At 38.3% G+C, this 13,835-nt stretch carries 12 protein-coding genes and 3 tRNA genes; 9 read left to right on the forward strand and 6 right to left on the reverse strand.

The annotated features are described in order from the left end of the window. Positions 1–38 precede the first annotated feature (38 nt). Complete coding sequence (locus MKL36_RS09205; RefSeq protein ID WP_021510995.1) at positions 39–1,214, reverse strand: S1C family serine protease; 1,176 nt, start codon at positions 1,212–1,214, stop codon at positions 39–41. A 193-nt stretch (positions 1,215–1,407) separates the two neighbouring features. Between MKL36_RS09205 and MKL36_RS09210 the strand changes: the two genes are divergently transcribed. From MKL36_RS09210 to MKL36_RS09235, 6 genes are all read left to right on the forward strand, one after another. Next, on the forward strand, positions 1,408–2,166 hold the full coding sequence (locus MKL36_RS09210) for a Nif3-like dinuclear metal center hexameric protein (protein ID WP_001284931.1): 759 nt from the start codon (positions 1,408–1,410) through the stop codon (positions 2,164–2,166). Between the two features lie 145 nt (positions 2,167–2,311). Continuing rightward, on the forward strand, positions 2,312–2,938 hold the full coding sequence (locus MKL36_RS09215) for a superoxide dismutase (protein WP_000208082.1): 627 nt from the start codon (positions 2,312–2,314) through the stop codon (positions 2,936–2,938). Positions 2,939–3,084: 146 nt separating this feature from the next. Next, a tRNA-Asn gene (locus MKL36_RS09220) sits at positions 3,085–3,160 on the forward strand. Between the two features lie 8 nt (positions 3,161–3,168). After that, a tRNA-Asn gene (locus MKL36_RS09225) sits at positions 3,169–3,244 on the forward strand. Between the two features lie 181 nt (positions 3,245–3,425). Continuing rightward, positions 3,426–3,501, forward strand: a tRNA-Asn gene (locus MKL36_RS09230). A gap of 55 nt (positions 3,502–3,556) precedes the next feature. Continuing rightward, positions 3,557–4,000, forward strand: a complete 444-nt coding sequence (locus MKL36_RS09235) for a DUF2726 domain-containing protein (protein ID WP_000464149.1) — start codon at positions 3,557–3,559, stop codon at positions 3,998–4,000. A 9-nt stretch (positions 4,001–4,009) separates the two neighbouring features. Here MKL36_RS09235 and MKL36_RS09240 read toward each other — a convergent pair whose 3' ends face one another. The 5 genes from MKL36_RS09240 to glnA form a co-directional block, all read right to left on the reverse strand. Next, on the reverse strand, positions 4,010–4,210 hold the full coding sequence (locus MKL36_RS09240; RefSeq protein ID WP_031222705.1) for a hypothetical protein: 201 nt from the start codon (positions 4,208–4,210) through the stop codon (positions 4,010–4,012). A 110-nt stretch (positions 4,211–4,320) separates the two neighbouring features. Continuing rightward, the gene (locus MKL36_RS09245; RefSeq protein ID WP_002045860.1) at positions 4,321–5,778 is read right to left on the reverse strand and encodes an alpha/beta hydrolase family protein; all 1,458 of its coding nucleotides are present in this window, start codon (positions 5,776–5,778) and stop codon (positions 4,321–4,323) included. A 110-nt stretch (positions 5,779–5,888) separates the two neighbouring features. Further along, complete coding sequence (ubiA, locus tag MKL36_RS09250) at positions 5,889–6,767, reverse strand: 4-hydroxybenzoate octaprenyltransferase (RefSeq protein ID WP_021510997.1); 879 nt, start codon at positions 6,765–6,767, stop codon at positions 5,889–5,891. After that, complete coding sequence (locus tag MKL36_RS09255) at positions 6,764–7,273, reverse strand: chorismate--pyruvate lyase family protein (RefSeq protein WP_001231791.1); 510 nt, start codon at positions 7,271–7,273, stop codon at positions 6,764–6,766. The genes ubiA and MKL36_RS09255 overlap by 4 nt, the downstream gene beginning before the upstream one ends. A gap of 125 nt (positions 7,274–7,398) precedes the next feature. Further along, a complete protein-coding gene (glnA, locus tag MKL36_RS09260) occupies positions 7,399–8,814 on the reverse strand; it encodes a type I glutamate--ammonia ligase (protein WP_000061267.1) in 1,416 nt (471 codons plus the stop codon). Between the two features lie 734 nt (positions 8,815–9,548). Between glnA and MKL36_RS09265 the strand changes: the two genes are divergently transcribed. The 3 genes from MKL36_RS09265 to MKL36_RS09275 all read left to right on the forward strand — a co-directional run bounded on the left by MKL36_RS09265 (position 9,549) and on the right by MKL36_RS09275 (position 13,771). Further along, positions 9,549–11,090 carry a peptide MFS transporter gene (locus MKL36_RS09265; protein WP_000872622.1) on the forward strand — a complete coding sequence of 514 codons (1,542 nt, stop codon included), beginning with the start codon at positions 9,549–9,551 and terminating at the stop codon, positions 11,088–11,090. After that, positions 11,087–12,889, forward strand: coding sequence for an aminopeptidase P family protein (locus MKL36_RS09270; RefSeq protein ID WP_021510998.1), 1,803 nt, complete (start codon positions 11,087–11,089; stop codon positions 12,887–12,889). Before MKL36_RS09265 ends, MKL36_RS09270 begins: the two co-directional genes overlap by 4 nt. A 297-nt stretch (positions 12,890–13,186) precedes the next feature. Beyond that, positions 13,187–13,771 (forward strand): anthranilate synthase component II, encoded by a 585-nt coding sequence (locus MKL36_RS09275; RefSeq protein ID WP_000925673.1) that lies wholly within the window; start codon positions 13,187–13,189, stop codon positions 13,769–13,771. Positions 13,772–13,835 lie beyond the last annotated feature (64 nt).

Here is a 13,835-nt window from a genome sequence, read left to right on the forward strand (position 1 = left end):
AAAAAAAGCCTCAAAATGAGGCTTTTTTTATTTAGGTTTTAACGTCTTGGAAGCGGAATATACTGAGATTGTGTATTCTGTGCTTTTCGCTCACCTACCGTCACAACATAGTTTTGTTGTTTACCATCTCTTTCAACCAGAACATTAATTTCGCTATTTGGTGCTTGCAAAGCGACATAATTAATTAAATGAGAAGCTGAAGTGATCGACTCATTATTCACCTGAACAATTTTATCGCCAACTTTAATTCCTGCAGCATCTGCCGGACCATTTTTTAAGACATCAGCAACCACTACACCCACTTGCTGTTTAGGTGCCAATACATCGTCTTGTGTAGGTGGAAGTAAACTAATACCCAACCAACCACGAACAACACGACCATCTTTTAAAATCGAGTTTAATACTTGCTGACAAACCTTTGCCGGAATCGCGAAGCCAATACCTAAAGAGCCACCCGATTGTGAGAAAATCGCCGTATTTACACCAATCAAGTTACCAGCCACATCGATTAATGCGCCACCTGAGTTACCTGGGTTAATTGCAGCATCAGTTTGAATAAAGTCTTCATAGGTATTAATACCTAAATCAGAGCGACCGGTTGCTGAAATAATCCCTTGAGTTACAGTTTGCCCTACGCCAAATGGATTACCAATTGCTAAAACAACATCACCAACTTCATTACCACTGAGCTTAAAAGGCAATACTGGCAATTTATCTAAATCGATTTTAATAACCGCCAAATCCGTATCAGGGTCGGTACCAACAATTGTAGCTTCTGCTCGACGTCCATCATGTAATGCCACCACAATCTGGTCAGCTTGAGCAATCACATGATTATTGGTGAGAATATAACCATCGGCGCGAACAATAACCCCTGAACCTAAACTATTTTCATTTTGCTGTTGTTGCTCAGGAACCTGATTTCCAAAAAATTCACGGAATACCGGATCACTTAATAAAGGATGATTTTGTTTAACTTTCTGGGTCGTAAAAATATTAACTACTGCTGGTGCTGCAACTTTTACCGCAGCACTATAAGACACCACCCCGCCCGTTCGAGAAGTATCAACCAGTGGCTCAACTTTCTCAGCTGGCATTTGCACCCCATCAACTGCAACAGTTGGTTTCGGCTGATGGTATTTTTGCCATGCAATAAAACTGGCAATTACAATAATAAGTAACACCCAAGGTAACCATGTAAAGGTGCGGCGCACGTTCATATCCTCTACGCAAAGAAGTTTTTAATTAAATTAATATATTGAACAAAAAGAGTTTTCAGTTAAGCATTTTAAATTAAATATGTCGATATACATAAAAAAGTCAAAAAAGATTTGTCTAGCTTTAGTTACACAACAAAATATGTTTCTATAGCTTTAGCAACTTTTACTACTCAATTCAGGAAATATCATGGCAAATTTGCATGAAATTATTCAGTGGTGCGACCAAACCTTAAAAGCAGCAGAATTTAAAGATTACGCACCAAATGGCCTGCAAATTGAAGGTTCAACTGAAGTAAAACGTATTCTTTGTGCGGTTACTGCTTCTGAAGATGCAATTGATGCAGCCATTGCTCAGAATGCCGATCTCTTACTCGTACACCACGGTTATTTTTGGAAGGGCGAACCGTACCCAATTACTGGTATGCGAGGTAACCGTATAAAAAAACTTATTCAAAATAATATCTCATTAGTCGCTTACCATCTGCCTTTAGATGCACATCCGAGTTTAGGCAATAATATCGCTATTGCAGAAAAACTAAACTTACAAAATTTAGAACCACTTGATCTAACCGAGAAACATCCAATTGGTAATATCGGTTATTTAGAGCAAACGCTTTCTGTAGAGGAATTTAAAGCAAAACTACAAAACAGTTTTGATTTTAAAGTGATCCATTTACCGGCTGAAAAACAAAGTATTCAAAAAGTAGGCTTCTGTACAGGCGGTGCTCAAGATTTTATTGCTAAAGCTGCTTTACAAAGTTGCGATGCTTATATTTCAGGCGAAGTCAGTGAACGAACTTTTTATGAAGCAAAAGAATTAGGCGTTCATTATTTTGCCTGTGGTCACCATGCAACCGAACGTTATGGGGTTCAACGTTTAGCACAAGCAATTTCAAAGCAGTTTGCTATTGAAAGTGAATATTTTGAATTGAATAATCCGATTTAATTAAGTCTTTTTTTCAATCTGTGTTATGCGTATTAATTAGATCTTTATTGTGTATAGTTCTTTAAAAGGCTGCCCTATTGCATCCAGAATCATTTACAATAGAGCCACTTAATTGTATAACCCAGCAAATGCAAGGAATAGGAACATGACAACCATTACTTTACCTGCACTTCCATATGGCTATGATGATTTAGCGCCACATATCAGTAAAGAAACTTTAGAATACCATCACGACAAACATCACAATACCTATGTTGTTAACTTAAACAACTTAATCAAAGGTACTGACCTTGAAGGTAAAACTTTAGAAGAAATCATTAAAGCAACTGCTGGTGATGCATCTAAAGCTGGTATTTTCAACAATGCTGCTCAAGTTTGGAACCACACTTTCTACTGGAACAGCATGAAGCCAAACGGCGGTGGTAAGCCTACTGGCGCAATCGCTGCTAAAATTGACGAAGCTTTTGGTAGCTACGAAAAATTTGCAGAAGAATTTACTGCTGCTGCAACAACTCAATTCGGTTCAGGTTGGGCTTGGTTAGTTGCTGATGAAGTAAACGGTAAACTTTCTATTACTAAAACTTCTAATGCAGACACTCCACTTGCACATGGTCAAATTGCTGTATTAACAATTGACGTATGGGAACACGCTTACTACATCGATTTCCGTAACTTACGTCCTAAATACATCGCAACTTTCTTAGAAAACCTTGTGAACTGGGACTATGCAAATGCAAAACTTGCAGGCCAACCAGCTGGTGTAGAGAAATAATTTTATTTCTTTATAAAAAACCACCCTGTTTTGGGTGGTTTTTTTATTTTTAGTACAACAAAAGCATATTAATCAAGCAAACGATTCATTTTCTTTAATATTCTTATTGACGCTTTTAGATTTCATCCATAAAATGCGCATCAGATTCTCCAATAGCTCAGTCGGTAGAGCGACGGACTGTTAATCCGCAGGTCCCTGGTTCGAGCCCAGGTTGGAGAGCCATCTACTAATCTCCCATAGCTCAGTCGGTAGAGCGACGGACTGTTAATCCGCAGGTCCCTGGTTCGAGCCCAGGTGGGAGAGCCAAGATTCTAAAAGCCCGCATTCATTGTGGGCTTTTTCTTTTCTAATCATTTAATATTTTTCTATTATTTTGAATAAAATCAATGTTTCGAATATTTTTAAACCAATCAGTTAGATATTCTCACTAATTCCATTATTAACCCTTGACCTCGCCCCCTTTCCTGCCTAAAATCCCTTTCCAGATTCTCCCATAGCTCAGTCGGTAGAGCGACGGACTGTTAATCCGCAGGTCCCTGGTTCGAGCCCAGGTGGGAGAGCCAAGATTCTAAAAACCCACTCCTTATGAGTGGGTTTTTATTTGTATGATGTCTTCAAATGTTCGAATCGAGTCACTTATTTTTTATTATTTTAGGTTGCTTAAGCACCTGTATTTTTCTTCTTGTTTGTTTACGCCCTTATTTATTTCCCAAACAAAAATTCTTTGCCCGTCCTGTTATTACTAATTTTGAAACTCAAATGTTTATACGCTTAAAACAGAGTTTCCCAAGTTATCATGTTCTAGCACAAGTGGCTTTTAGCGCATTAATAACCAGTAATGATTATAAGGTTCGTAGTCAGTTCAACCGTAAAGTCACTGATTTTGTTTTGCTTGATGAAAACATGGAAGTAATAGCCATTATTGAGCTAGATGACCCTACTCACCTTGAGAAAGTCGAAGAAGATCGTCTTCGTGATCAAATGCTCATAGAGGCAGGTTATATCGTAAGACGCTATACAAACATCCCGAGTGTACGCCAGCTACAAAAAGATATTTATTAAAAACTACTGTTATTTCTTGTCAGAATTGGCAGCTTCTTTCTCAGCTATTCTTTTTTCCATTTCTAAACGCTGCTGTTCATATTGTTTCTTATTCTGAGCATCACTTTTTGCAGCCAAAAAAAGTATTCCAATAATCAGAAAAGGAATAAGTAAACCTAATCCCATTAATAACCAAGGAACAGATTTTTTTTCAACAGATTTCTGGCTCATAAGTTCTTCAAACTCAAATAATATCGATTTCAGAATGCGTAACAATATAACAAAAAGAGCCTCTATAAAGAGACTCTTTTTAAAACTAATTTTAATCAAGTAAATAGATCTTAAAATTTACCTGTACAGTGAGGGCTTTGGCTGGCATCTTTCTGCGCATCAGTTAACACAATACCTGTACCCGCTGACATTTTAGCTTGAATGAAATCTACAGCATTGGCATTTTGACATACGATTGCTTGAGTATGGGTCGCATTCGGTACAATGGTTAGCTTATAACCTTGATCGTAGCCTGCTTGAGGGAAAAACTTCAAAGCATTCGCTTTCATATTCGCGAATAAGCCTTGTGTCACCACAGGCAATACTGCTTGATCTTTTTCGCCTTGAATAATAAATACCGGTGTTTTAATAACTTTCTCGGCTGTAGCATTTGTTGCAGGTTGAGTTGCTGTCAAAAAGTTTTGAACAACTTGATCTGTCTTAAATTTATTCAGATCGATACCGTACTGAGTAATTTGATGTGTAGGGTCAGCCAAGAAAGCTAATATTCCGGCTTTAAATTTCTCTTGCAGGCCGTTTGCAGTATCAGGCGCAGGATAACTTAAACAAGCACCATCATCACCAGTACGACCATAGGCCAATTCTGCAATGTCAGCTGCTCCCGATGTAAAAATTGCCTTCAAGTCATAGTCTGGTTGCTGTGCTTTAATTCCCGCACTAGCGAATGCTGCATATGCTAATAATTCGGCATATCCTTCTGCAGTTTTATCAATTGTAGGTACAGCAAGTGCTAGTGGATCATTTGGAGACATTTGACCTGCAGCAATCGCTGCATCAATCTGTCTACGCGCTCTAATTGCCTGATCTAGCTTACTAACTGCAAAATTACTGTCTTGATTCATTTCAGGATCAATATAAATTTGAATGATTGTTCCTAAGCTTGAAGCAGGTGCTCCAGCTACAGCACCCTTATAACTTACATCCGTATTAGCAAACTCAGCAGTACCCAATGAGGCATGTCCACCTTGAGACTGACCAATTGACATCCAATCGCCTTTTAACTGAGTCCCATAATGCTCTTTGGCTGCTTTGACTGCGGCTAATGCAGATTTTGCTTCACTAGATAAGTTTAAGTACGGATGTACGCCTGGGGTGCCTAAACCCTCATAATCTGGCGCAATAATGACATAACCGGCTGCCAACAAAGTCTCAGCAAGGATTTTAAATCTCGGATTAATTGCATTTTTACTTGGTGCGCAACCATCACCCACCCCAACAGTTCCATGTTCCCATACCACTACCCGATAACCATCTTTGGGTTGTATTGCTTTTGGAAACAGTACCATTGCTGTAGCAGTTGCGGTTTTTCCTTGAACATTTGTCATGTTATAAGTCATGACTTTAATTGATGAAGCATTATCAACTTTATCAATAGCATAATTACTTTCAGAGACATAAGTTTTATTGGTATCTATCCCAGTGTAATTATCATCATCGTCATTACACGCTGTAAGAAATAGTGCTGAAATTGATAATGTTATAGCTAAAGCAATTTTTGACCGTTTCATAGAATATCCTTTTTATGTGTTATTTATTCCGCATATTTTTTATGCACAAATATTAAGACATAAAAAAAGTGCTCTGCATAGAACACTTTTCAACCTCACGGTCATTTTTACTATATGAAATTTAAAAATATTCCTAGAAAAATGATTAATCCAACCCAACGATTGTGACGGAATGCCCAAAAACAGACTTGAGGGTTGCGGTCTTTGGTTTTAATTGTTTGATATATAAAATCAAATACCACTACAACTAAAGCAATAATGGCCCAAGGAAATAAGATATTTTCTAAATATAGCGCAGTACCAATCAAAACAAGACTTATTGCTTGTAAAAGCGCAATAATCTGGATGTCATATCGACCAAAAAGAATAGCTGTAGATTTCACACCAATCTTTAAATCATATTCGCGATCTGTAATTGCATATTGAGTGTCATAAGCCACTGTCCAAGCCAAATTACCAAAATACAGCAGCCAGCAAGTCAGATCCGGAGTTTTACCTACCGCAGTAAAGGCCATTGGAATTGACCATGAAAATGCTGCTCCTAAAAAAACTTGCGGTAAGTTGGTATAGCGTTTCATAAATGGATAAATGAAAGCTAAAAATAATGCTCCAAATGACCAGTAGAAAGTTTCTATGGGTAAAAAGAACAACAAACATGCACTTGCTAAAACAAGACCCAAGAATACATACACTGCTTCTCTGGCTCGAATAACCCCTGTTGCTAACGGACGTGTTTTTGTACGCTCTACATGACCATCTACTTTACGATCAGCAAAGTCATTAATGGCACATCCAGCAGCGCGCATAAAAATGACGCCTAAAATCATGACGAATAAAATACCTAAATTCGGTATTCCTTTTGATGCAACCCAAAGTGCCCACATGGTTGGCCAAAACACCAGTTCAGTACCAATTGGCTTATCAAATCGGCATAGATAATAATAAGCTTCTAAACGCTGACGCCATGTTGTACCTGTTGCAGTCGTCATAGTAATTCCTTGTCGTGCTGCTGATATAAAAAAGCTTCAAAAGCCGGTAAGAATGTTTCTTGAACAATAAATTTACATCCATGCCAAGTATAGCAACTTTGTCGCGTCCAGCCTTCTGGTAAACGAATAACCCGGCGATCACAAAGTGGTGTTGTTCTTTGAAATAAAAAAAGACCTATTGGCTTAGAACCAATATGCTGAAATATACGGGCTTTTTTTTGTAAACTTTGAATGGGAAAAATACTTTTTGCTTTCACCCACGGCTCTACATCACTGCCATATAAATAGGTTTCCCTTACCCAAGAAGTGTGGGTATGAGGCATGTTCATCCATTGACTGTCGGCAAAAGTTAAACGCTGGAAATGTTCTTTGAAAGGCTTTACGCTGAACTTCCCCCCACCCAGCTCAGTGAGTTGTTGTGTCAGAGAACCAGACGCATACAACCATGTTTTCAATTCAGGATTTAAAGTCTTTTCCTGCTTAAGTACTGGTTGTCGTTTACGCATAATCTGCTCACATGAAAACTCGCACCTAGTTTACCCCAATTTTTTGATAAAAAACGTAGAGAATTCAATCAACATTCCAAGCAATAAAAAAGCCTGCATAAGCAGGCTTTTTTATGAAGTATGTATTACAGGCTATAGTACATATCGAATTCAACTGGGTGAGTAGTCGTGTTAAGACGACGTACATCTTCAGTTTTAAGTTCGATGTATGCATCAAGCATTTCTTTAGTGAACACGCCGCCTTTTAACAAGAATTCGTGATCTGCTTGAAGTGCTTCAAGAGCCATATCTAGGCTATGAGCAACTGTTGGGATTTTTGCTTCTTCTTCTGGAGGAAGATCGTACAAGTTTTTGTCAGCAGCTTCGCCCGGATGGATCTTGTTTTGGATACCGTCGATACCAGCCATTAATAACGCAGCGAAACCTAAGTACGGGTTCATCATTGGGTCTGGGAAACGAGCTTCGATACGTTTGCCTTTAGGGTTAGAAACGTAAGGAATACGGATAGACGCAGAACGGTTACGCGCTGAGTAAGCAAGCATAATTGGTGCTTCGAAGTGAGGAACCAAACGCTTGTATGAGTTTGTAGATGGGTTTGTGATTGCATTCAATGCACGAGCGTGCTTGATGATACCACCGATGAAGTACAACGCCATTTCTGAAAGGCCTGCATATTCATCACCAGCAAACAAGTTCTTGCCATCTTTAGAGATAGACATGTGAACATGCATACCAGAACCGTTATCACCTACCATTGGTTTAGGCATAAACGTAGCTGTTTTTGCATATTGATGTGCAACGTTCCAAACAGCATATTTGAACTGTTGAACTTCGTCAGCTTTACGAACAAGGGTATTGAAGCTCACACCAATTTCTAATTGGCAAGAAGCAACTTCGTGGTGGTGTACTTCTACACGACCTGGGCCCATGATGTCTTCAATTTTTGCACACATTTCTGCACGCATATCTTGTGCAGAGTCAACTGGAGGAACTGGGAAGTAACCACCTTTAACACGTGGACGGTGACCTGAGTTACCTGACTCGTAATCTTTACCAGTAGACCAAGCAGCTTCTTCAGCGATTAATGTATGACGAGCGCCAGACATATCGATGTCCCATTTCACTTCGTCAAATACAAAGAATTCTGGCTCTGGACCAAAGAATGCAGTATCACCGATACCTGTAGATTTTAAGTATTCTTCTGCACGGCGAGCAATCGAACGTGGGTCACGTTCATAACCTTGACCAGTTGAAGGTTCAATAACGTCACAAGTCACAACTACTGTTGGCTCAGCAAAGAACGGGTCGATGAAACCAGTTTCTGCATCCGGACGTAAAATCATGTCAGATGCTTCAATACCTTTCCAACCAGCGATTGAAGAACCATCGAACATTTTACCGTCTTCAAAAGTATCTTCATCAATAGAATCAGCTGGGTAAGTTACATGCTGTTCTTTACCCTTAGTATCAGTAAAGCGAAAATCGACCCATTTTGCGCCACTTTCTTGTATGAGTTGAAGGACCTTGTTCGCCATGCTCATTTTGCTCCAATGAAATTTTGTTGCACTTGTTGAGTGCGTGTTAGTTGCTGGTATTTATTAAGCAATTCTCATACCAACTTTATAAGACTTACCTAAAACATTGAATTGCTTATAAGTATTCATGCTTTAGGCCCCTTGTCTTGAACCCATTATACTGTTTGCTTGTGTAAATGCACCATATTCACACATTTTCAAATTATGGCATATTTAAATAGCTCATTATTGCCCTAATTTAGTGCAAAATTGTTGCACTGATATAAACCGCTGCATCAATTTCTAACAGTCGTCCATGATCATAATACTTTCTTATATATAATGCTGAGATTCTTATCGGATTACTTGAAAATAATCACTCCTTTGACATCGATCTTCCCCAATGAGTTCCTTTGGTTTATTTCAGCAACTTAAATTTATGACTTAAACCATCAGTTAAATGCCTTCTGCTTTAGTTAAAATCTAATAATTATTTTTCATTTTTATGAATTTCTCTAAATAAACGCACTATTTAGTCGCTATCTAAGCAGTTAATAAGACCACATATAGTAGATCTCACATTACTCAGCAAAAAATAAATTTTACTATTCATGTTCTTTTTCATTCACTTTTTTTATACAGGCCAAACTTGCTTTTATTATTAAAAAAAACTAAAAACTATATGCATAAATTTTTGTTATAAATAAACAAACCAAAAGTTATGTTTATAAAAAACTTAAAAGCATTCAAGGATTTGAATAATGAAATATGACTTTGAACAATCGGATAAAGCTTTTTTCGGCCATCCTAAACCATTACAAACGCTATTTTTTACAGAGCTTTGGGAAAGATTTTCTTATTATGGAATCCGGCCCTTACTCGTTCTTTATATGATTGCGATGGTCAATGACGGCGGTCTAGCACTTGATCGACCAACTGCCGCAGCGATTGTTGGATTATTTGCAGGCTCCATGTATTTAATGACCGTTTTTGGGGGGTGGGTTGCTGATAACTGGTTAGGCCAAGCACGTGCTGTCTGGTACGGTTCAATTATTATTGCCTTAGGTCACTTATCAATTGCCCTTACATCTGTATTTGATCAATCTTTCTTTTACTTAGGTTTAGTACTGATTGTTTTAGGTACCGGATTATTTAAAACATGTATTTCCGTGATTGTGGGAACACTATATAAAGCCAATGACGCAAGACGTGATGCAGGTTTTTCCATTTTCTATATGGGAATTAACATGGGGTCATTTATTGCCCCACTTATTACAGGGCTTTTGGCGAAAGACCATGGCTGGCATTTAGGCTTTGGTATTGGTGGCATTGGGATGTTAATTGCTTTATTAATTTTCCGTTTTATGGCAATGCCTCAGCTCCAAACATTTAATGAGCTACGCCAAGAAGCCAATAGCTGTAGCAAACCTGTCGTAGAAAATAAAAATGCGCCTAAAATTGTATTTAGCTTTTTATTCGCAGTTGCAGTCGTTATTGCGCTAACCTTCCTTGGTATCATTCACATCAATCCCGTGGCTGTCGCGACCTATTTAACCGTAGGAATTAGCATTGGGATTATTGCTTATTTTGCATATTTACTACTTTTCCTGAATTTAGAGCAACATGAAAAATTTAAAATAATTATTTGCTTCGTTTTATTAGCAGCCTCTGCCCTATTCTGGTCAGCTTTCGAACAAAAACCCACAACTTTTACTTTATTTGCGCAAGATTATACGGACCGTATTGTTTTCGGATTTGAGATTCCCACTGTATGGTTTGAATCAATCAATGCTCTTTTTATTATTATCTTTGCTCCAGTTGCAGCTTGGCTATGGGCGAAACTAGGTAAAGCGAATAAAGATCCAAGCTATATCAGCAAATTTATTATTGCGTTGTTATTCGCAGCAGGTGGCTTTTTACTTATGTCTCTAGCCAGTCATTTTGCTATTCATGGCGGAGTAGTTTCACCATTTTGGTTAGTCGGTACTTTATTTCTTCTTACCATAGGTGAACTTTGCTTAAGCCCAATTGGCTTATCAACCATGACCAAACTTGCACCTGATGTCATACGTAGTCAAATTATGGGTTTATGGTTTACAGGTACAGCTCTTGGCAACCTCATGGCAGGTTTAATTGGCGGGCAAGTCTCGGCAGATGGTATTAATCATTTACCTAGCCTATTTATGCGCTGTGTATTAGCCTTGGTTATTGGCGCAATCGTGTTATTTTTATTAAAGAAACCAATGAATAAATTAATGGACAAAAGTACCAACAAAGTTCAACCTGATTTGGAAACGATATGAACGACTTAACTGTTCCAGAAAAACTAGCGAAACTTCGTGAACTCATGACCAATCAAAGTATTGATACTTTGGTTGTTATGAGTGCAGACCCCCATATGTCTGAATATTTACCAGACTATTGGAAAGCAAGGCAGTGGTTAAGCGGTTTTAGTGGCTCTGTTGGCACTTTAGTTGTGACCCAAAACTTTGCAGGACTCTGGGCCGATGGGCGCTATTGGGTACAAGCCGAACAACAACTCGCTGGAACTGGCTTTCAATTACAAAAACTGACCAGTGATGAATCTTCTACACATCTCGCATGGATTGAGAAAAATCTACCGGCTGGTTCGGTTATTTCAGTAAATGGGCAAACACTTTCAATCCAACAATTTAAAGCGTTGGAAAATACAGCAAAGCAACGTGGCTTTAAGCTTGAAACACAGCAAGATTTAATTGGTTCAATCTGGTCTAATCGTCCAGAACTTCCTTTAGAGCAGATTCATTTAATGCCTGAAGGATTAAATGCTCTATCTCGTAAAGAAAAAATTCAGGCAATACGCGAAACATTAAAAACTAAAGCGATTGAAGGACATTTCATTTCATCTTTAGATGATATTGCTTGGGTCTTAAATGCACGTGGGCAAGATGTAGAGTACAACCCTGTATTCCTTTCACATTTATATATCAGTGCTCAACAGGTTGTTTTATTCATTGATAGCAACAAAGTTGATTTAACTACCCAACAGGCTTTCAAAGCTGATGGCATTGAGATACGTGACTATCAAGATTCAGCTCTGTTTTTAGCAAATATTTCTAATGCATCTGTGCTGTTAGATCCAGCCAAAGTATCGATTTTTCATGAGCAAGCTATCGCAAAAGATATTCAGGTTGTCTACGACATCAATCCAAGTACACTTTTTAAATCGCGTAAGCATGAAAGTGAAATAGCTCATATCCGTCATGCCATGGTGAAAGATGGTGTTGCCCTTTGCCATTTCTTCAACTGGTTAGAAAAAGCACTTCATCAAAGTCAACACATTTCAGAACTTACCATTGATGAAAAGATTACAGCCTTCCGTGCTCAACAAGAGGGTTTTATAGGCCCAAGCTTTTCAACGATTGCCGGCTTTAATGCCAATGGTGCTCTACCTCACTACCGTGCAACAGAAGAACATTACTCATTCATTGAAGGCGATGGTCTATTACTGATTGACTCTGGTGGACAATACGTAGACGGTACTACCGACATTACCCGTGTTGTTCCTGTAGGAACACCAACAGAGCAACAAAAACGTGACTATACTCTGGTTTTAAAATGTCATATTGCTTTGGCAAAAACGATTTATCCGGAAGGTTTAGCCGCTCCTCTACTCGATTCAATTTGTCGTCATACTTTATGGCAACATGGTTTAGATTATCGCCACGGTACAGGTCATGGCGTAGGCTTTGCGCTTAACGTGCATGAAGGACCACAAGTGCTTTCTTATTACGCGCCTATTCATGCCTATAGTAAGTTGCGTGAAGGTATGATTCTTTCCAACGAGCCGGGCTTATACCATGAGGGACAATACGGTATTCGTATTGAGAATCTGGTTGCAAACAGACTTCACTCAGGGTTTGAGGAAACCTACGGCGATTTCTTAGAGTTTGAAACGCTCACACTTTGCCCGATTCATTTAGATTGTATTGTCGTTGACATGCTAACGGATGAAGAGAAAGACTGGTTAAATAGTTATCATCAAACTGTTCAAGAAAGACTAGCTGAACACTTGTCTGGTGATGTTTTAGATTGGCTAATTTATAACACACGTAAGATTTAATCTTCTTGTGTGAACAAGGCAGAATAGTTTTTTTATTTATAATAGATGCTTATTCTGCCTTATTTGTACTTATCTATAATTTCAAAAAACCTCACTTTTTAAAGCCGTTTTTTCTGCAAATTTCTAACGAATGAAATAGTTAAACTGGTTACTTCTTTTTTTGCTATATTAGCCCATTAGAAAGCGGCTTCTTATTTTTCAAACCTAAAAAGTCTTTTCTAAACAGTGAGTATGAATGTGAGTAATATTCTAACTACTCATTAAATATATTTTAATTATCATGAGGTTAAGTTCATCATGCTTCTAATGATCGACAATTACGACTCTTTTACCTACAACATCGTTCAATACTTTGGCGAGTTGAATCAGGAAGTAAAAGTAGTTCGCAATGATCAAGTCACATTAGAGGATATTGAACGATGGCAACCAAAATATCTTGTGATTGGTCCTGGCCCTTGCTCTCCAAGTGAAGCAGGTATTTCAATTCCTGCAATTAATCATTTTGCCGGAAAAATTCCTTTACTTGGGGTGTGTTTAGGCCATCAAAGTATTGGGCAAGCTTTTGGTGGGAAAATTGTAAGAGCCAAAACGGTGATGCACGGACGTTTATCTGATATGTACCATAGCAATAAAGGTATTTTCAGTAATCTTCCTAGCCCATTCTCGGCAACTCGTTATCATTCATTAGTGATTGATCAAGAAACGCTACCTGACTGTCTTGAAGTAACATGCTGGACCAATGAAGCAGATGGCTCAATGGAAGAAATTATGGGCGTTAAACATAAGACACTTCCTGTTGAAGGCGTACAATTCCATCCTGAATCCATTTTGAGTCAACATGGCCATCAAATCTTTAAAAACTTTTTAGACATCTACGCATAAGTCAGCCGTCAATAGATTGTTTTAAAAGTAATTTGATAAGAACCCTGAATAAAAAAGCCAACTA

Origin of the sequence: Acinetobacter sp. AOR12_HL (assembly GCF_027855275.1) — a bacterium.
Taxonomy (GTDB): domain Bacteria; phylum Pseudomonadota; class Gammaproteobacteria; order Pseudomonadales; family Moraxellaceae; genus Acinetobacter; species Acinetobacter baumannii.

Coding starts and splice junctions, on each gene's coding strand:
- MKL36_RS09210 (WP_001284931.1), top strand. CDS start 1,408: ATGGCAAATTTGCATGAAATTATTCAGTGGTGCGACCAAACCTTAAAA.
- MKL36_RS09215 (WP_000208082.1), top strand. CDS start 2,312: ATGACAACCATTACTTTACCTGCACTTCCATATGGCTATGATGATTTA.
- MKL36_RS09235 (WP_000464149.1), top strand. CDS start 3,557: ATGTTCGAATCGAGTCACTTATTTTTTATTATTTTAGGTTGCTTAAGC.
- MKL36_RS09240 (WP_031222705.1), bottom strand. CDS start 4,210: ATGAGCCAGAAATCTGTTGAAAAAAAATCTGTTCCTTGGTTATTAATG.
- MKL36_RS09245 (WP_002045860.1), bottom strand. CDS start 5,778: ATGAAACGGTCAAAAATTGCTTTAGCTATAACATTATCAATTTCAGCA.
- ubiA (WP_021510997.1), bottom strand. CDS start 6,767: ATGACGACTGCAACAGGTACAACATGGCGTCAGCGTTTAGAAGCTTAT.
- MKL36_RS09255 (WP_001231791.1), bottom strand. CDS start 7,273: ATGCGTAAACGACAACCAGTACTTAAGCAGGAAAAGACTTTAAATCCT.
- glnA (WP_000061267.1), bottom strand. CDS start 8,814: ATGAGCATGGCGAACAAGGTCCTTCAACTCATACAAGAAAGTGGCGCA.
- MKL36_RS09265 (WP_000872622.1), top strand. CDS start 9,549: ATGAAATATGACTTTGAACAATCGGATAAAGCTTTTTTCGGCCATCCT.
- MKL36_RS09270 (WP_021510998.1), top strand. CDS start 11,087: ATGAACGACTTAACTGTTCCAGAAAAACTAGCGAAACTTCGTGAACTC.
- MKL36_RS09275 (WP_000925673.1), top strand. CDS start 13,187: ATGCTTCTAATGATCGACAATTACGACTCTTTTACCTACAACATCGTT.